Here is a 17,616-nt window from a genome sequence, read left to right as displayed (position 1 = left end):
TCACCCATGAGAAACACGATCCGTCTGGCCGCCGCGCTGCTGCTCGTCTCCGCCCTGCTGTCGGTGGGCGCACAAGTGCCCGCCACGGCGCAGGACAGTGGCGGCTCGGTCGCGCTCGCCGAGTACGACCTGGGTGACACGGCGTTCACCGATTCCGAGTCCGGCACGGTCAGCGAGGTGCGCGCGAGGGTGCACTATCCGCGGCACCTCACCGGCAGGCTCCCCCTGATCGTCATGGCACACGGCTCCTGGTGGGCCTGTGACTCCCAGGACGCCTTTGACTGGCCCTGCACGGAGGGCTCGCGCCCGTTCCCGAGTTACCGCGGCTACGACTATCTGGGCGCCGCGCTGGCCGCCCGCGGTTTCGTCGTGGTGTCGATCAGCGTGGACGCCATCAACCAGACGTCCTTCGACTACGGCGACCGTGCCCGGCTGGTCAACGAACACCTGAGGCTGTGGCAGCAGTTGGCCGCGGGCAAGGGCGGCCCGCTGGCAGGACACTTCGTCGATCCGTCCGGGCGGCCGGTCGCACCGGACTTCACGGGCCATGTCGACATGACCCGCGTCGGTACCCTGGGACACTCACGTGGCGGTAAAGGCGTGATGTGGCAGGCATCGGACAAGCACCGGCGCGAATGGCCGGCCGGTGTGCGCGTCCGTGCGGTCCTGGGGCTGGCTCCGGTCAAGTTCGACGACCCGGAGGGCGACCACAGCGACACGCTCATCACCAAGCTGCCGTTCGCGGTGGTCACCGGCTCCTGTGACGGCGCCGTCCGCGAGGGGGGCCAGGAGTACCTGGACGACGTCACCGGGCTGAACACCGCGACGGACTACTCGATTTCGCTGAAGGGCGCGAACCACAACTACTACAACACGACATGGACGCCGCCGTACCTGTTCGGTGAGGACGACAGCACCTGCCCTGCCCAGGAACTGGCCCCCTCCCGGCAGCAGGACGCACTGACCGCCTACGCGACCGCGTTCTTCCGCTATGAACTCCAGGGCGACCGGGACGGGTTGCCGGTACTGAGCGGCGAACGGGCCCTGCCGGGCGTGACCGGGACGACGCGGGTGGTGCCGGCTCGTCGGTAATGCCCCGGGCAAGCCGGACAGGACGCACCGCCGACCGGTCACCGCTCACCACCGGTCGGCGGTTGCACCGGCGATCCGGTCTCCGGCTGCTCGGCTCCGGCCACACCGGTGCCAACGCCGTCGTCACCGCGCGGAAACCGACTCCCTCCGCCAGGCGAGCCGGCCCGGACGTGCGCCGGGTCCCAGGGACTGGTGGTGATGAAGTCGGCCAGTGCCTGACGATTGCCGTCCTCCCCGGGGCGGGCGGCCAGCGGCTCGACCGACTTGCGCTGCCCATCGGTCAGCAGCCCCCGCAGACAGACCTGCCCCCACCGACGCTGATCCTTGCGCCCTACTAGAAGGGGAACCCGCTCCGCCCGTGCTGTACCGAGATCCACTTCACCGTGGTGAAGGCGTCCGCCGTCGTGTCGCCGTTCAGGCGGCCGATGCCGGAGTGCTTCTCGCCGCCGAAGGGGACGACGGGCTCGTCGTGGACCGTGCCGTCGTTCACGTGGAACATGCCGGTGTCGATCTGCTGGGCGAACGCGACGCCCCGCTCGATGTCACCGGTGTGGACGGCACCGCTCAGGCCGTACGGGGTGTCGTTGACGAGGCGGACGGCCTCCTCCGCGCCGTCGAAGGGGATGAGGAAGACGACCGGCCCGAAGACCTCCTGCTGGAGCAGGGCGGAGCCGGCCGGGACGTCGGTGAGGACCGAGGGCTCCACCAGGTTGTTCGTCTTGGTGCCGTGCACCAGCGCCGTGGCGCCCTCGGCGATCGCCTGCTCGACGACCCCTGAGACGGCGTCCGCCTGCGAGGAGTTGATCAGCGGGCCGATGACGGTCTCGGGGTCGCGTGGGTCACCGGACTTGAGGGTCCTGACCTTGGCGACGAACTTCTCGGTGAACTCGTCCGCGATCGAACGGTCCACCAGGACCCGGTTGGCGGCCATGCAGACCTGACCCTGGTGGACGAACCGGCTGAAGACCGCGGCGTCGACCGCGTAGTCGACGTCGGCGTCGTCGAGGACCACCAGCGCGCTGTTGCCGCCCAGTTCGAGGATCGAGCGCTTGAAGTTCGCGGCGCAGACGGTGGCGACATGACGGCCGACCGTGTCGGAGCCGGTGAAGGAGATGACCTTCGGGACCGGGTGCTCGATGAAGGCGTCACCGATCTCGGCGATGTCCGTGATGACGACGTTGAGCAGACCGCCGGGGAGCCCGGCGTCCTCGAAGATCTTCGCGACCAGGGAACCACCGACGATCGGGGTGTTCTGGTGCGGCTTGAGGACGACGCCGTTGCCGAGCGCGAGCGCCGGGGCGACCGACTTGATCGACAGCAGGAACGGGAAGTTGAAGGGGCTGATCACACCCACGACGCCGACCGGCAGGCGGTAGAGCCGGTTCTCCTTGCCGTCGACCGGCGACGGCAGGATCCGGCCCTCGGGGCGCAGCGCCAGGTGGATCGACTCGCGCAGGAACTCCTTGGCGAGGTGGAGCTCGAAGGCGGCCTTCAGCCGGGTGCCGCCGAGTTCGGCGACGATCACTTCGCTGATCTCCTGCTCGCGTTCCTCGATCAGGCTCAGCGCCTTCTCGAAGACCCCGCGGCGTGCGTACGGGTTGGTCGCGGCCCATTCCTTCTGGGCGCGGGCGGCCGCCCGGTACGCCTCGTCGACCTCGTCGACCGTGGCTATGGTGATCGACGCCAGCTTCTCGTCGTCGTACGGGTTGAAGTCGATGATGTCCCAGGAACCTGTCCCCGGGCGCCACTCACCGGCTATGTACTGCTGAGCCAGGTCGGTGAAGTAGGACGACATGTGATCCCCAAGTCACTAGCAACGCATGATCGATACCTCGGTCTGATCACACGTCATCGTACTTGTGTGCCATGCGAGTTGGGGACAGAGTGCAACCTTCTGGGGATAACTCTAGGAAAGCTGGAGGAGGCCCCGGAGGAGGTCCCGGCTCTCGTCCGGTCCGGGACTGTCCTGCTGGAGTTCCTTCAGCGCCTTCTCGTACTGGGCCACGTCCTCGTGTTTGTCCAGGTAGAGCGCGCTGGTGAGCTGCTCCAGGTAGACGACGTCCGAGAGGTCGGACTCCGGGAAGGACAGGATGGTGAACGCGCCGCTCTCGCCGGAGTGGCCGCCGAAGCCGAACGGCATGATCTGCAGCCGGACGTTGGGGCGTTCGGAGATCTCGATCAGATGCTGGAACTGGCCGCGCATCACCTCGCGGTCGCCGTAGGGGCGGCGCAGGGCCGCCTCGTCGAGGACGACGTGGAACTCGGGGGCGCGTTCGTCCAGGAGGCACTTCTGCCGCTCCAGGCGCAGCGCCACGCGCCGCTCGACGTCCTCCGTGCTCGCGCCCTTCATGCCGCGCCGCACGACCGCGCGGGCGTACGCCTCGGTCTGCACCAGGCCGTGCACGAACTGCACCTCGTACGCGCGGATCAGGGACGCCGCGCCCTCCAGGCCGACATAGGTGGGGAACCAGCTCGGCAGGACGTCCGAGTAACTGTGCCACCAGCCCGCGACATTGGCCTCCTTGGCGAGGGAGAGCAGCGAGGCGCGCTCCGCGTCGTCCGTGATGCCGTACAGCGTCAGCAGGTCCTCGACATCGCGTGTCTTGAAGCTCACCCGGCCCAGTTCCATCCGACTGATCTTGGACTCGGAGGCGCGGATGGAATATCCAGCCGCCTCGCGCGTGATGCCGCGTGCTTCACGCAGCCGCCTGAGTTGCGAGCCGAGCAGCATCCGCCGCACCACCGATCCGGGCTCTCCCGCGCTCACGTTCGCCAGCCTCCCCAACCGTCTTCAGGTGCCGCAGTCTGCCACTAAAACACTTCGAGCAGTACTCGTCCGATTACAGAGAAGGAAAGAACCCGAAGTTTCCGCATGGACGTGGGGCAGGTTCTGGGAGGAGAACGGACAGGAGAGAGGGATGAAGATGGCAGAAAAAATGGCCAACAAGCGGCACAGGAGGCCTCAATTCGGTCACGTGCACGTGCATCTGCACCTTGCATCTGCACCGCGCATCCGAAACCATGGTCGTGCGCCACCGCTGCATCGCAACGACCGCGAATTCCCGGGAGTGCCTCGCATGGGAACGAATGGATCGACCATGCTCAAGCCTTTACGGCAGGGCCTTCCGCCGCTGGATCCCGCGGCCGTGTCCGACGCCGCCTCCTGCGCCCTGCCCGCGCGCTACGAAGCGGTGCGCGAGGCACGGCGGTTCACCCGCGGAACACTGGACCAGTGGGACCTCGACGAGCGCTTCGACGACGTGTGCCTGGTCGTCTCCGAACTGGTCACCAACGCCCTGCGGCACGCGCTGCCGGCCAGCGTCCCGCGCGCCGAGCAGTGCCCGCCCGTGCGGCTGCACCTGATGCGGTGGACCGAGCGGCTGGTGTGCGCGGTGCGTGACCCCAGCCAGGAGAGCCCGGTCGCGCGCGACACCGACGACTTCTCGTCGGAGTCCGGCCGCGGCCTGTTCCTCGTCGACTCCTTCAGTGACAGCTGGGGCTGGCACCCGCTCGCGAGCACGGTGGGCGGCAAGGTCGTGTGGGCCCTGTTCCGGCTGCCCACCGCCGAATGAACCCTGGCGGCACATCCTGACGTGCGAGTTCTACGCGCGTTACGGTCCGTCAGGCACCGCACGCCCTCCGTCGCGGCGACGCGGGGCGCAGATCAGCCCGCTATCAGGTGGTCGAACTCGCCGTCCTTGATGCCCAGCAGCATCGCCTCGATCTCGGCGCGGGTGTAGACCAGCGCCGGACCGTCGGGAAAGCGCGAGTTGCGGACGGCCACGTCCCCGCCCGGCAGGCGGGCGAACTCCACGCAGGACCCCTGCGAGTTGCTGTGCCGGCTCTTCTGCCAGGCCACCCGCAGATGGGCGGCGGCCATACCGTTGTACACGCCGGACGCGTCGGCAACGTCGTACACGTCGTGGTCCACAGGTCGCTCCCCGGTGGTGCACTGGCTGGTGAGGCCATTGATGCAGGTGGTCAATTGACCCGGATCATAACCTTGTTCATGTGCAGACGCATGAACGGATGCACTTGCAGATGCACGTGCACGCGGGGTGTCCCCGTGGTTACAGCTTCGGCGGTCGCCTCGCCGGCTCGCTCCGCCGACGCCACGCGCGCCCGGGCCTGCCCCCGGAAAGTTCCCCCTGCTGGAAGAGACGTACGTTTCGGCGTTCCTGTTCCGCCCTCGGGGGAGATCGTCCGGAATGGACCATCTCTCGGACACCGGTCGGCGACTCGAGGGACGGCGGCAACCTGAGGGGCCGGGTGCGGGGCTCCGGGGCTGAAGGTGTCCTGGTAGCTTGCTGCGGTCCTCCCGGCCAGCCGGGCCGACCGCTACAGCTTGGGAGCCTCCAGTGACCTGGTCGACGTGGGACACACACCGGCGGACACGGGTCGCGGCCACGGCCGCCGCCCTGGTGGGCGCGCTCGCGCTGACCGCGTGCAGTGGCGACAGCGGATCCGAGGACGAGCCCTCCCCCGGCTCCGGCACGTCCGCCTCCGCCTCCGCCTCGGGTGGCGCCGACACCGGCGGCGACGGCGGGTCCGCGGGCAGTTCGGGCGAGCTCCAGGGGAGCTGGCTCGCCACCACCGGCGGCAAGGCCGTGGCGCTGGTGATCACCGGCGACCAGGCCGCGCTGTTCACCACCGGCGGCTCCGTGTGCAGCGGCATGGCGAAGAAGGCGTCGAGCGCCCGCACCATCCGTCTCAGCTGCACGGACGGCAACAAGGACCGGGCCTCGGGCGTGGTCGACGCGGTGACCGGCACGTCACTGAAGGTGACCTGGAAGAGCGGCCTCGGTACGGAGGAGTACACCCGGTCGGAGGGCGGAACGCTGCCGAGCGGGCTGCCGACGGCGAGCCTGGGCTCGTGAACCGGCGCGGGGGCGGCGACCGCGGCGCCCACCCGCGTACCTGGCGCCCCCTTCGTACGTGACGTTCCCCTCGTACGGGATGATCCTCGCGTACCGCCGTCTCGCCCCCAGAGGACCCCACATGCGCGCCACTCCCCTCGCCGTCACCGCCCTCACCGCGGCCCTCCTGCTGACCGCCTGCGACAGCGGCGGCAGCGACGACACCGGCAGCACCTCCGGCAAGGCCGGGGGCGCCTGCGAGGTCGGTCAGCTGGGCGTGGAGGTCGGTCCGGCGAACGCCGCTCCGGCCGCCGGGGACACGGGCAACATCCCGGTCTCCCTCACCAACCAGAGCGCGCCGTGCGCCCTGAACGGCGCCCCCGGGGTCACCCTGAAGGCCGGCGACACCGTCACGACCGTCCCCGCGGCGAGCGGCGCCAAGCCGGAGAAGCTGACCCTCGCCAAGGGCGAGATCGCGACCTTCACTCTCACCTACGTGCGCGGTGGCGCGGACGGCGCGAAGAGCCTCGCCGCCAAGAACCTGGAGGTCAGCCTGCCCGGGGACGCCGACACCACCAAGAGCTTCCGGTGGTCGTACGGCGCGGTCGCGCTGAAGGGCGGCGGCAAGGCGCCGGACGCCTCGGTGGGGCCGTTCACTCGTGCGGGTGACTGAGACGAGGAACCTTCCCGGCGACGCGCGTGGGTGTCACCGCAGTGGCCGCCGGGACCTGACCTGGGCACGGTCGGCGGCCCGGGCGCCCTCCGTCCAGCCCGCCTCGTCGCTCACGCCGCGCAGTCGGGTCGTGCTGGTCTTCGGGAACATGCGGTCGAGGCGGTCGGTGACCGCGACCTCGCGGGAGGCGAGGACCGGGAGCAGGTCCTCGCTCACCGGGGTGGCGGCGGCCTCGCGCAGGCGGACGCCGACGCGGTGGGCGTAGGCGGCGAGGAACGACTGCCGGAAGGTCTTGGTGCGCTTGCGGCCGCCGGCGCGCTGGGCCGCCTCCGCCTTCGTCATCGCGGTCTGCGCCTGCACCAGCAGTGAGGTGTGGAGGAGTTCGACCGCCTCCAGGTCCGATTCGAAGCCGACGACGGTGGAGAAGCCGAAGGGCTCGTTCCACACGGCCCGGCAGTGGTTGGCGGCGGCGACCGCGTCCAGCAGCACCGCCTTCGCCTGCTCGTACGGCGGCTCGACCCCGATCCGGCAGGCGCCTGGCGCGTCCGCCGCGCGGGTCCCGTCCCGGTCCGCGATCAGCGCCTCGTCGACGCTGTGCCGGGCCATCAGCTGCTGCGCCCGCTCGCTGAGCGCCTCGGCCTCCGCCGGGAAGTCGGTCGCCTCCGCCTTGGCGAGGAGCCCGCGGATGCGCGTGAGCATGCGGGACTCGATGCCGCGCCCGGAGCCCTGGCCTGCCCCTGAGTCCCGTCGCGGCTCGTCGAGGGGTTCCAGCGCGGGCAGCCGCAGGAGCAGGCGGTACAGCTCCAGTACGGCGGTGGCGTGCGCGAAGCGGTCCGGGCGGGGCTCGGTGGCGACGGTGTCCGGGGACCCGTGGAGCTGGGCGAGTTCGGCGAGTTGGGCGGTCCAGCGTCGGCCGCGGGGGCGGTCGTTTCGGGACTGCGTGTGGATCAGCCCGGCCGCCAGGCGTACGTGGACGTCGTCCAGTTCGCGGCCCACGATCCTTACGACATCCGCGGGCTGCCAGCCGCGGCGCCAGGCGGACGCCATGAACTCCTCGCCGCGCCGGACCAGTTCGGCGTCCGCCGCGGGGTCGGCCGCGAGCAGGGAGGCGCCGGTGTCGAGGGCGGTGTCGGAGTCGGCGTACAGGGCGGCTCGGAAGGCGCGTTCGACGGTGCCGGCCGTGGCGGTGGAGTCGTCGGCCCCGCGGTCCGCGTTGTTCGTGCTGCTCACTCGGCGATCGTCTCATTCCCCTCGACCCAGGTGTCAACCCGAGGTTGACATGGCAGAGGTGTCAACTTACGGTTGACACATGACGACGAATCCGAACCCCACGTCATCCGTCCGCCTCGACGACCTCATCTCGGCCATCAAGAAGGTCCACGCCGAGCCCCTCGAACAGCTCCAGGACGCGGTGATCGCCGCCGATCACCTCGGGGAGGTGGCCGACCATCTGATCGGGCACTTCGTGGACCAGGCCCGGCGCTCGGGCGCCTCCTGGACGGACATCGGCAAGAGCATGGGCGTCACCCGGCAGGCCGCGCAGAAGCGGTTCGTACCGAAGGAGTCCACCGACCTCGACCCCAGCGCGGGCTTCGCCCGGTACACCCCGCGCGCTCGCAACGTGGTGATGTCCGCCCACAACGAGGCCGTCGCCGCGCGCAACGCCGAGGGCCGCCCCGAGCACCTGGTCCTCGGCCTGCTGGCCGAACCGGAGGGCCTGGCGGCCAAGGCGATCACCGCGCAGGGCGTCCTCCTCGACGCCGTACGCCAGGCAGCCGGCGCCGCGCTGCCGCCCGCCGCCGATGAGGCACCGGAACTCGTCCCGTACGGCTCCGACGCCAAGAAGGTCCTGGAGCTCACCTTCCGCGAGGCCCTGCGGCTGGGGCACAACTACGTCGGCACCGAGCACATCCTGCTCGCCCTGCTGGAGTTCGAGAACGGCGAGGGTGTCCTGTCGGGCCTCGGCGTCACCAAGCCGGCGACGGAGGAGAACATCGCCGCGGCGCTCCAGAAGATCAAGGTCACCTTCGAGGAGCAGGGCGAAGAGTCGGGCGGCGAGCAGGGCGAAGAGCAGGGCTGAAGACCATTGTCAGACCCCCCTGCCACACTCCCACCATGACCGACCGATGGGCTCTCGCTCCGGCCGAGGACGGGGGCGTGGAGTTCGCCCCCCTCGGTCCCGGTGGGGTGCTCGCCGGGCCGGTGCGGCGGGCGGTGGACGCCGCCGAGGCCGTGCGCGGCCTGCCGGAGGTCACGCGCTGGGTGTGGCGGTCGACGGCCGAGACGTATCCGCGCCTGCTCGCCACGGGGGTGCGAGTGGAGCGGTGCTACGACGTGGAGGACGCGGAGCTTCTCCTCCTCGGTCACGAGGGTCGCTACGGCGAACCCCGGTCGGCGGCCGCCGCCCTGGCCCGGCTGCGCGGCGGCCCGGTCCCGCCCGATCCGCCGCAGCGGTCCGCGGCACCGGGCTCGCAGTCGCCGCTGTTCGAGCCCCAGGACGCGCCCGTACCGCTCACCGAACTCGTCGAGGTGTACGCCGACCAGCAGCGGCGGCACGACATGACCGCGCATCCCGACCGCATGCGGCTGCTGACCGCCGCCGAGTCCGCGGGCATGCTCGTGGCGGCCGAGATGAACCGGTCCGGGCTGCCCTGGAGCACCGACGTGCACCGCGCGGTGCTGCACGAACTGCTCGGCGAGCGGTACCCCGGCGGTGGCGAGCCCCGCCGCCTGGCCGAACTCGCCGACGAGGTGTCCGCCGCCTTCGGCCGCCGGGTCCGCCCCGACCTGCCGGCCGATGTCGTCAAGGCGTTCGCAGGCGCCGGGATCAAGGTCAAGTCGACTCGGCGCTGGGAGATCGAGTCGATCGACCATCCCGCCGTGAAACCGCTGATCGAGTACAAGAAGCTGTACCGCATCTGGGTCGCCCACGGCTGGTCCTGGCTCCAGGACTGGGTGCGGGAGGGCCGGTTCCGGCCCGAGTTCCTGGCCGGCGGGACGGTCACGGGCCGCTGGGTGACCAACGGCGGCGGCGCCCTGCAGATCCCCAAGGTGATCCGGCGGGCAGTGGTCGCCGACCCGGGCTGGCGGCTCGTCGTCGCCGACGCCGACCAGATGGAGCCGCGGGTACTGGCCGCCATCTCCCGCGACCCCGGGCTGATGGAGGTCGCCGGCCGCGAGAGCGACCTCTACCAGTCCGTGTCCGACCGCGCCTTCTCCGGCGACCGCGCCCAGGCCAAGCTCGCCGTGCTCGGCGCGGTCTACGGCCAGACCTCCGGCGACGGCCTCAAGAACCTCGCCGCGCTCAGACGCCGCTTCCCGCGCGCGGTGGCCTACGTCGACGACGCCGCCCGGGCCGGCGAGGAAGGGCGGCTCGTGCGCACCTGGCTGGGGCGGACCTGCCCGCCGGTGGCCGGGGCGGCCGAGGACTCGGCGGAGGAGGCGGGCATCCCCCTCGCCGAGGAGGACTCCGAGGACCGTCAGTGGGTGCCGGGGTACGCCTCCACCAACGCCCGCGCCCGCGGCCGGTTCGCGCGCAACTTCGTCGTCCAGGGCAGCGCCGCCGACTGGACCCTGCTGCTGCTCGCCGCGCTGCGCCGCACCTGCGCGGACATAGCGGCGGAGCTGGTCTTCTTCCAGCACGACGAGGTCATCGTGCACTGCCCGAAGGAGGAGGCGGAGACGATCGTGGCGGCGATCCGGGAGGCCGCGGACCTCGCGGGACGGCTGACGTTCGGCGAGACTCCGGTGCGGTTTCCGTTCAGCACGGCGGTGGTGGAGTGCTATGCGGAAGCGAAATGACCTCGTGCGGCCCCAGGTGGCGGGCGCCTTTCCACGTCCTCAGCGTGTACCCGGGCGCTTCTCGCCGTCCTCGGCGAGTTCGCGGGCGAAGTCGCGGACCAGGTCGTGGGGGGTGTAGCGGCGGTACGCCGTCTCCTCCAGGAGGGCCACGTCGACGAGGCGGTCGAGGGCTGCCTCGGCGCGCTGCTCGTCGGTGCCGAGGAGACGGGCGAGGAGCGGGGTGCCGTACGCGGGGAGGTCGAGGGCGCCGATGCGGGACAGGGCGAACGCCGCGTCCCGGTCGGCCCGCCGGTCGGAGGCGGCGAGCGCGTCGTGGGCGACGGCCAGGGAGCGGCGGACGCTCAGGTCGTCGTACTCCAGATGGTGCAACCGCCCTTCCGTGGCGGTGAGTTGACCGGCGAGCGCGTCGGGGGTGAGGGCGCGGCGCGCCGCAAGGCGGGCGGCGACGATGCGCAGGGCCAGGGGGAGACGGCCGGTGAGTTCGACGAGGGGGTGGGGAGCGTTCAGGGCGTTGCGACCGGAGGCCGCTCGCAGGAGGGCCGCGCTGTCCTCCGCGCTCAGCGGGGTGAGCGGGAAGCGGTGGGCGCCGCCGTCGAGGGCGGTGAGCGGCGAGCGGCTGGTGACGATCACCGCGCACCCGGAACCCGCGGGCAGCAGCGGCCGTACCTGTGCGGCGCTCGCGGCGCCGTCCAGCACCATCAACGTGCGGGTCGGCGCGAGCAGCGAACGCAGCAACGCGGCGGCCGCGTCCGGGTGTCCGGGGACGGCTCGGGGCTCCGTGCCGAGGTCGCGGAGCAGGGTGGCTAAGGCCTGGACCGGCGTACGGGGGGCCATGCCGGGGGTGGCGCCGTGCAGATTGACGTAGAGCTGACCGTCGGGGAAACCTTCCCGCAGCTCATGCGCGACGTGAAGGGCGAGGGCGGTCTTGCCGACGCCCGCCATACCGCTGATCACGGCGACGGCACCGGTGGGGGTGCCGGGGGCGGTGGAGTGGGGGTCGGGGGCGCCGGGGGCGAGGGCGCGGCGTATGTCTTCGAGTTCGGTGGCGCGGCCGGTGAAATGGGCGGGGGGAGGGGGGAGTTGAGCGGGGCGGGGCCGGGGCTGGGGTTGGGGCCGGGAGTGGTCTTCGCGCGTAGCGTTTGTTCCGTCGGCGGGGGTGTGCGTGGGGGCGTCGGCCTGGTCCGCCGAGGTGGGTTCCCGGTTCTCGTCCGCGTCAGGGTCGGCGTCGGCGTCGGCGGAGTCGCCGGCACCATCCGCAGGTGCGAGCCTCACCGCGCCCCGGAGGATCTCGACGTGCGCTTCCCGTACCGACGGGCCCGGTTCGATGCCGAGTTCCTCGATGAGGCGGGTGCGCAGGTCGCGGTGGACGGCGAGTGCTTCGGCCTGGCGGCCGACGCGGTGCAGGGCGAGCATCAGCTGGCGGTGATAGGTCTCCCGCAGCGGATGTTCGACGGTCAGTGCCGACAACTCCGGTACCAGCGCGCCGACTCGGGTGCCGCCGAGGGCGAGCTCGGCGTCGTAGCGCCACTCCAGGAGCAGCAGCCGCGCCTCCCGCAGGCGCTGCGCGAAGGCGTACCCGCCCAGCTCGGCGGGCAGTCCGCTCAGCGGCTCGCCCCGCCACAGTGCGAGTGCCGCCGCGCACTCGCGCACGACCCGCTCCCAGTTCCGGGCGGCGTACGCGCCGCGGGCGGCGGCGACACGGCGTTCGAAGACATGGACGTCCAGCTCCCCCTGCTCGACGCGCAGCAGATAGCCGGGCGGCACCGCGCGCAGCCGTCCGGGATCGTCGAGCAGTCGGCGCAGCCGGGTGACGTGGTTGTGCAGCGAGGCCTGCGCCGACGCGGGTGGGGCGTCACCCCACAGCGCGTCCTTGAGTGACTGGACGGAGACGACGCGGCCCGCTTCGAGCAGCAGCGCGGCGAGCAGGACCCGCGCCTTGGGGCTCCGGATCGCCCGGAGGTCGGTGTCGGTACCGGGGGCACCGTTGTCGCCGACGCCGCCCTGGCCGTCGTACAGGACAGGTTGACCCAGCAGTCCGAACCGCAGTCCGAACCGCAGCCCGCACGCCTTCACGCCCCCACTGCCTTCCCGCACGCCTCGTCCGCTCGCGTCCCCGGCGGAGCCCCCCGGCTGGAATCCGCCGCTGCTCAGCCGTCCCGCACCATCGTCCGACGACTTCACAGGGACCGGCGGACAGCTGAACGGCGAACCGTTGGCGACATGTTAGCGATTCGTTGGCGTGGCCTGATGTGATCCCTGCATCGGAGCTGGCCCGACGGCGCGCGCGTACGACGCGCAACTCGGGGGAGTGTCGCCGTCGCGGCCGGGTTCGAGGACGCGAAGCGGGTCCCGGTCGTCGGAGGTGAGCGGCCGGGATCCGCGTCCGTGTGCGCCGCGGCCGACCGGACGCATCCGGCCGAGGCGGCGTCAGATCACCGGCGGACGGCCCAGGCGGGTCAGCCGCCACACCGTCCCCCAGCGCATCGGCCGCCGCTCCCCGGCGGGTTCCCGCAGCCCCTCGACGAAGCCGCCGAACCAGGCCCGCAGCCCGTCCTTGGACCGCACCCGCAGCAGGGTGAGCAGCGTCCACACGCCCAGATGCACGGGGATGAGCGCCAGCGGAAGCCGGCGGCGGACCAGCCAGACCCGGTTGCGGGCGTTCACCCTGTAGTAGATGGCGTGCCGGGCGGGCGAGGTCTTCGGGTGCTGGAGCAGCAACTCGGGCGCGTAGAGGATCCGCCAGCCGTGGTCGGCGGCCCGCCAGGCCAGGTCGGTCTCCTCGTGGGCGAAGAAGAACGCGGCCGGCCAGTCGCCGATCTGGTCGAGCATCGTCATGCGGAAGGCGTGCCCGCCGCCGAGGAACCCGGTGACGTAGCCGCCCCGCAGGGGGTCGGAGGAGCCGACCCGGGGCACGTGCCGCTGCTGGGTCAGACCGTGCTCGTCGGCGATGCGGAAGCCGACGATGCCGAGGCGCGGGTCGGCCGTGAACAACTCCCCCGCGTGGCGCAGCACATCGGGGTCGACGAGCAGGCCGTCGTCGTCGAGCTCGACGACGACGTCGACGTCCGCGAACTCGCGGAGCCGGGCGAGCGCGACGTTCCGTCCGCCGGGGCAGCCGAGGTTCTCCTCGACCTCGATGGCGGTGACCTCGCCGGGCAACGAGAGCCGCCGGGCGAACTCGGGCAACCGGCAGCCGTTGCCGACGATCACGATCCGGGTGGGAGCGAGGTCCTGCTTGGCCACGGACTCCAGGAGCGCGTCGACCTCCGCCGGCCGGTTCCCCATGGTCACCACGGCTACGGCGACTCTCGGCTCCGCCACGTCCTCACCTCATCCCGCCCGCACCGATTGCGCCCGCGATGCTAGCCGTTCACAGTAAGGACTGTCTGAGTACGCCTGTTTGTCCATGGGCCGGGTCGGACACTGGTACGCGGGCACTGCGGGCACTGCGGGCGCATCGCCGCGGACATGACGACGGGGCCGCAGCCGACCCTTGTCGACCGCGGCCCCGTCCGGTGTTTCCCGTCGCGCCGGTGTTCTTCTCGTCGTGCCGGTTTCTACCGGCGGTGGGAGCGTCCGCCCCGCAGTACCCGCGCGATCTCCGCGATCTCCTTCAGCAGGTGACGTGGCAGCTTGTGCCCGGCCGCGACGGTGGACATCACCGCCCGCACGATGAGCACCGTGGCCGTCGCCACGATGAGAAGTCCTACGAGGGTGACGACCACCCCTGCTGCCACGATCAGCTCCGTCGACATCCTGCCAGCCTCCGCTCGGTCCCGCGCCGTCCAGCTCTCTCGTGCTGGACTCGCGTTCCCAAGCGGGTTCTTGGGAGCGGGAGGCAACGGCATCAGCGCCCGAAGTTGCGGCGCAGTCGCCCCCATTCCGCCAGGGTCGGCCGCCATTCGGCGGCGTGCAGGCGTGGCTGCGTCGGAGCGGGCGGGGTGGTGTCGTGCAGGCCCCGCAGCCGGTCGGCGAGGGTACGGGCGGCGGCGGCCAGCGGACGCATGCGCACGCTCAGCGGATCCTCGGGCGAGCGGGGGTGCAACGAGGTGTCCGCGTCGACCAGTTGCGCCCATTCCGCGAGGTCACGGGCCTCCCGGCGGGCGACGAACTCACGCAGTTCGCAGAGGTAACGCACGGCCTGCCGTTCGGTCTTGGCCCGTTCGGCGGCCTGACCGAGGCGGGCCGGTCCCGCGTGGTCCGGGTGGAAGACGTCCACCATCAGCTCGTCGGCGTCAGCGTCCGACAATCCGTTGAGCGTGGCGCTGCCGAGCCATTCGGTCCGAGTCGCCCCCCGTTCGGCCCGGAGGCCGCCGACCGCCACGGGGAGCGGACTGTCCGGGGCGTACACCCGGAAGGCCAGTCGCTGGTGGGCGGGCACGTCGAAGGCGGCCTCGGCCCGCACCGAGACGACCGGGCGGCCGTGCTCCTCCCGCCGGACGCGCCACCAGACGTTTCCCTCACCGCTGCTGAGCAGCCCGGGCGGCACCTGGGCCCAGTCGGTGTCCGCGCGCCGCCAGCCGACCCGGCCCGGGTGGCCGAGGACCGCGTGGGCGGGTCGCAGCAGCCGCCGCAACTGGGCGTCGAGATCCGCGGCGAGATCGTACGGACGTCGGTCCCTGCCACGGGCCCGGCCGGCGAGTTCCCGCAGCTGCCCGTGGAGCGGATGGCCGCCGAGCAGGTCGTCGGCGTGCTCCAGCGCCTCGGCGACGAGTTCGACGACCCACTCCTCCCCGGGCAGCGGCCGGTCACGCAGCACGGCGTGCGCGATCTGGACCAGCCGTGGGGCGCTGTGGGCCAGGTATGCGCGGGCGGTGTCGCAGGCGTCCTCGACGATGTCGTCGAGGTCCATCAGCAGCACCGACGCCTCGATGCCGAGCAGGTCGGTGTCGAGGGGCCGCGGGGACCACCGCGCCAGCCACAGCAGCGTGGCGAGGCGGGCGGCGGCGAGGTGGGCGGGGCCGGGCACGTACGGGGCATTCCGGCGGGCGAGGACGTGGTCGGCCGGTGCTCCCGGGGGAACGAGGGCGTGGCCGGCGTCGGCGAGGGCGTCCGCGGCGGCCTGGGTCGTGTCGTCGCCCAGGGTGAGCGGCAGGATCGCGCCGGTGCGGTCGGGGCCGTCCAGTTCGGCGTAGGGCGGCTGGTCGGGGGCGAAGGGGTCGAACACGAGCAGTCCGCTGAGTGCGGGCAGCGGGGCGCTGAAGGGCGCGGGCGCGGGCGGGGCGCCGACGCGCAGGGTGCCCACGGTGTCGACGGTGATCTCCGTCGAGGGGTGGTGCCCGTCGAGCCGCCGTGCGAAGGCGGTCGTCGGGGGGTTGACGTTCGTCATCGTGCCCCTCCCGGGCTGTGGAGTGTGCGGAACCGGACTACGAACTGACGTGCCTGGTCGAGAGAGACGGCGGGCATCGCGGGTGCGGTGCCGTACTGGTCCCGGTAGCCGTCGTAGAGCGACTGCCAGGTGTCGGCCGCCCAGGCGTGATGCCGTGGGTCGGTCAGTCGGTCGAGGTAGAGGTGGGCGGACTGGCCTCGCAGGCCCTGTTGTTCCAGGCCGCGCGCCAGTGCCTCGGCGACGGTGGCCCAGGGTTCGTTCGCGACGGCCGTGGCGGCGTCCTCCACCGAGGGGGCGGGGTCGGCGACCAGGTCCATGTCGGCGTCGCCGTCGATGACGGGGTCCGGGGAAGGCCTGCTCGGGTCGAGGACCGCTTTGACGACCGACGCCTGCCTCATGAGGAACTTCCACGAGGCGCTCATGATCAGGGTGTTCCACAGGTCTTCCGGCTCCACGGCCGTCCCGATCAGCTCCTGCTTGTGCAGTACGCCCCACAGGGCGGCGCCGAACTCACGATCGGGGTCCTCCAGCGCCGCGCGCACCGACGGGTGCTGGGCTGCGCCGAGCCGGAGTGTCTCGCGCACGTAGGGCTGGCGCAGGGCCTGGCGGGACAGCTGCCGCAGCCGACGCGGGACGGTGCCGTTCGGCCCCCCTCCCTTCCACTCGTACGCCGTCTCGGGGACGAGCGCGCCCGCGAACACCGGCCCCAGGCACAGGATCGCGCGCAGGACGTCGTCCTGGATGCCAAGGGGTTGGCAGGAACGGACGGCCTCCTCATGGGCGATCTGACGTGTCGTCCGGTGGGCGACGTGCGGATGCTTCTGCAACTGGCCGAGTGGGGAGTGCAGGCGTTCCCGCAAGGATCGGTCCAGGGGCGGGACCGACGGGAGCACGGCCTCCCGCCTCCGCTCGTCCCCGGTGGAGGTGGAGCGTCCGGTCGCGGCCGAGTCTCCGGTCGCGGTCGATTCACCGGTTGGGTTCGATTCCCCGGTCGAGGTCGAGGTGTCCTTCTTGGACCGCCAACCCGCCTCCACCGGACGGGGTTTGGGCGGCTCGGCGTGCCGGGACAGACCGAGTTCGTCGGCGTGGGCGAGGTACGTCCGCCAGGGCCGCGACTTGGCGTAGGCGTCCCAGAGTTTGCCCGACTCCGTGCTCCTGTACGGCTCGTCGAGCAGGGCCTGGACCAGGCTCTGGGGCGAGGGGGAGGGCGAGGACGCGGGCGCCGGTGTCACCGGCGTCACCGGCGGGTCGGTCGCGGGAGCCCACGTCTCGTCGATGATCGCCTGTAACTGGGCGACGGCCGCGGGGTCCAGGCACAGCGCCCGGAGGGCTGCCGGGGTCGGCGGTGGCGTGTCGGGGTCGCCGTGCAGGACGGTCGCCATGAGAGCCTCGCAGACCGCCTCGGTGACCTGACGGCCGTGGCGGGCGCTCGCTTCCCAGGCCAGCCGGTAGGTCCGCTCCCCGAGCGGGGCGAACTGGGAGTCGGCGTCCTTGCCGGTGCGCAGCCGCTGGTGCGCCGCACGCAGCCCCTGGTGCCAGTCGCCGGCCGTGTCGAGCCGTTCGGCCTGGGACAGGACGGCCTCCGCGACGGCGTCGGCCTGGTCGGGGGTGAGCAGCCCGCTCCCCGCCGAGGTCACGACCGGGGCGAGGTCCTCCCTGACCTCCAGGACGGTCAGCCGCAACAGGCTCTGCCACAGTCGCTTGGTCACCCGCTCGCACGGTGAGGTGCTGCCCGGCTTCTCGGCCAGCTTTCTGCGGGTGGCGAGCGGCAGCATCAGCCACGCCCGGGTCGCCGCTTCCTTGGCCGACTCGCCCTGCCCGGCCCGTCCGTCGCGACTCGTCGAGTCGCCGCGGTCTGCGCTCAT

Annotated in this window: 14 protein-coding genes and 2 pseudogenes; 6 read left to right on the top strand and 10 right to left on the bottom strand. The window is 72.0% G+C overall.

Annotated elements, in window-relative coordinates; genetic code table 11:
- Window positions 1-6: 6 nt before the first annotated feature.
- Window positions 7-1,092, top strand: coding sequence for an alpha/beta hydrolase (locus ACFYRY_RS30790; RefSeq protein WP_389152729.1), 1,086 nt, complete (start codon window positions 7-9; stop codon window positions 1,090-1,092).
- A gap of 141 nt (window positions 1,093-1,233) precedes the next feature.
- Here ACFYRY_RS30790 and ACFYRY_RS30785 read toward each other — a convergent pair.
- The 3 genes and pseudogenes from ACFYRY_RS30785 to ACFYRY_RS30775 form a co-directional block, all read right to left on the bottom strand.
- Window positions 1,234-1,469: pseudogene (locus ACFYRY_RS30785) on the bottom strand (transposase); the annotation flags it as partial.
- Window positions 1,427-2,887: an aldehyde dehydrogenase family protein gene (locus ACFYRY_RS30780; RefSeq protein WP_389152726.1), complete on the bottom strand. Its 1,461-nt coding sequence runs from the start codon at window positions 2,885-2,887 to the stop codon at window positions 1,427-1,429. The pseudogene ACFYRY_RS30785 and the gene ACFYRY_RS30780, both read right to left, overlap by 43 nt.
- Window positions 2,888-2,998: 111 nt before the next feature.
- Window positions 2,999-3,823 (bottom strand): helix-turn-helix domain-containing protein, encoded by an 825-nt coding sequence (locus tag ACFYRY_RS30775; protein WP_389152997.1) that lies wholly within the window; start codon window positions 3,821-3,823, stop codon window positions 2,999-3,001.
- Window positions 3,824-4,169: 346 nt separating this feature from the next.
- Between ACFYRY_RS30775 and ACFYRY_RS30770 the strand changes: the two genes are divergently transcribed.
- Window positions 4,170-4,664, top strand: coding sequence for an ATP-binding protein (locus ACFYRY_RS30770; protein ID WP_389152723.1), 495 nt, complete (start codon window positions 4,170-4,172; stop codon window positions 4,662-4,664).
- A gap of 92 nt (window positions 4,665-4,756) precedes the next feature.
- Here ACFYRY_RS30770 and ACFYRY_RS30765 read toward each other — a convergent pair whose 3' ends face one another.
- Complete coding sequence (locus ACFYRY_RS30765) at window positions 4,757-5,023, bottom strand: DUF397 domain-containing protein (RefSeq protein WP_356765514.1); 267 nt, start codon at window positions 5,021-5,023, stop codon at window positions 4,757-4,759.
- 427 nt (window positions 5,024-5,450) lie between these two features.
- On the opposite strand from ACFYRY_RS30765, the gene ACFYRY_RS30760 reads away from it, so the two are divergent.
- The gene (locus tag ACFYRY_RS30760) at window positions 5,451-5,969 is read left to right on the top strand and encodes a hypothetical protein (protein WP_389152720.1); all 519 of its coding nucleotides are present in this window, start codon (window positions 5,451-5,453) and stop codon (window positions 5,967-5,969) included.
- A gap of 121 nt (window positions 5,970-6,090) precedes the next feature.
- Window positions 6,091-6,621 (top strand): DUF4232 domain-containing protein, encoded by a 531-nt coding sequence (locus ACFYRY_RS30755; protein WP_389152718.1) that lies wholly within the window; start codon window positions 6,091-6,093, stop codon window positions 6,619-6,621.
- Between the two features lie 33 nt (window positions 6,622-6,654).
- On the opposite strand, the gene ACFYRY_RS30750 is transcribed toward ACFYRY_RS30755, so the two are convergent.
- Complete coding sequence (locus tag ACFYRY_RS30750; protein WP_389152715.1) at window positions 6,655-7,851, bottom strand: DUF2786 domain-containing protein; 1,197 nt, start codon at window positions 7,849-7,851, stop codon at window positions 6,655-6,657.
- Window positions 7,852-7,930: 79 nt separating this feature from the next.
- On the opposite strand from ACFYRY_RS30750, the gene ACFYRY_RS30745 reads away from it, so the two are divergent.
- Together ACFYRY_RS30745 and ACFYRY_RS30740 are read left to right on the top strand one after the other, a co-directional pair.
- Entirely contained in the window at window positions 7,931-8,701 is a 771-nt protein-coding gene (locus tag ACFYRY_RS30745; protein WP_389152712.1) for a Clp protease N-terminal domain-containing protein, read from the top strand.
- Between the two features lie 35 nt (window positions 8,702-8,736).
- Window positions 8,737-10,422 carry a bifunctional 3'-5' exonuclease/DNA polymerase gene (locus tag ACFYRY_RS30740; protein ID WP_389152709.1) on the top strand — a complete coding sequence of 562 codons (1,686 nt, stop codon included), beginning with the start codon at window positions 8,737-8,739 and terminating at the stop codon, window positions 10,420-10,422.
- Between the two features lie 72 nt (window positions 10,423-10,494).
- Here the strand turns inward: ACFYRY_RS30740 and ACFYRY_RS30735 are convergent.
- The 5 genes and pseudogenes from ACFYRY_RS30735 to ACFYRY_RS30715 form a co-directional block, all read right to left on the bottom strand.
- A pseudogene (locus tag ACFYRY_RS30735) lies at window positions 10,495-12,480 on the bottom strand (BTAD domain-containing putative transcriptional regulator); the annotation flags it as partial.
- A 369-nt stretch (window positions 12,481-12,849) separates the two neighbouring features.
- Complete coding sequence (locus ACFYRY_RS30730) at window positions 12,850-13,743, bottom strand: glycosyltransferase family 2 protein (protein ID WP_389152706.1); 894 nt, start codon at window positions 13,741-13,743, stop codon at window positions 12,850-12,852.
- A 236-nt stretch (window positions 13,744-13,979) separates the two neighbouring features.
- Window positions 13,980-14,177, bottom strand: a complete 198-nt coding sequence (locus ACFYRY_RS30725; protein ID WP_389152703.1) for a hypothetical protein — start codon at window positions 14,175-14,177, stop codon at window positions 13,980-13,982.
- A gap of 92 nt (window positions 14,178-14,269) precedes the next feature.
- Entirely contained in the window at window positions 14,270-15,751 is a 1,482-nt protein-coding gene (locus ACFYRY_RS30720; protein ID WP_389152700.1) for a hypothetical protein, read from the bottom strand.
- Complete coding sequence (locus ACFYRY_RS30715) at window positions 15,748-17,616, bottom strand: hypothetical protein (RefSeq protein WP_389152697.1); 1,869 nt, start codon at window positions 17,614-17,616, stop codon at window positions 15,748-15,750. Before ACFYRY_RS30715 ends, ACFYRY_RS30720 begins: the two co-directional genes overlap by 4 nt.

The organism is Streptomyces sp. NPDC005263, assembly GCF_042872365.1.
In the GTDB taxonomy this organism is placed as follows: domain Bacteria; phylum Actinomycetota; class Actinomycetes; order Streptomycetales; family Streptomycetaceae; genus Streptomyces.
This window is presented reverse-complemented; position numbering and strand designations above follow the sequence as displayed.

Bases quoted from the DNA above. Each gene is read 5' to 3' on its own strand.
- ACFYRY_RS30790 (WP_389152729.1), top strand. From the start codon at position 7: ATGAGAAACACGATCCGTCTGGCCGCCGCGCTGCTGCTCGTCTCCGCC.
- ACFYRY_RS30780 (WP_389152726.1), bottom strand. From the start codon at position 2,887: ATGTCGTCCTACTTCACCGACCTGGCTCAGCAGTACATAGCCGGTGAG.
- ACFYRY_RS30775 (WP_389152997.1), bottom strand. From the start codon at position 3,823: ATGCTGCTCGGCTCGCAACTCAGGCGGCTGCGTGAAGCACGCGGCATC.
- ACFYRY_RS30770 (WP_389152723.1), top strand. From the start codon at position 4,170: ATGGGAACGAATGGATCGACCATGCTCAAGCCTTTACGGCAGGGCCTT.
- ACFYRY_RS30755 (WP_389152718.1), top strand. From the start codon at position 6,091: ATGCGCGCCACTCCCCTCGCCGTCACCGCCCTCACCGCGGCCCTCCTG.
- ACFYRY_RS30745 (WP_389152712.1), top strand. From the start codon at position 7,931: ATGACGACGAATCCGAACCCCACGTCATCCGTCCGCCTCGACGACCTC.
- ACFYRY_RS30740 (WP_389152709.1), top strand. From the start codon at position 8,737: ATGACCGACCGATGGGCTCTCGCTCCGGCCGAGGACGGGGGCGTGGAG.
- ACFYRY_RS30725 (WP_389152703.1), bottom strand. From the start codon at position 14,177: ATGTCGACGGAGCTGATCGTGGCAGCAGGGGTGGTCGTCACCCTCGTA.
- ACFYRY_RS30720 (WP_389152700.1), bottom strand. From the start codon at position 15,751: ATGACGAACGTCAACCCCCCGACGACCGCCTTCGCACGGCGGCTCGAC.
- ACFYRY_RS30715 (WP_389152697.1), bottom strand. From the start codon at position 17,616: ATGAGCGCAGACCGCGGCGACTCGACGAGTCGCGACGGACGGGCCGGG.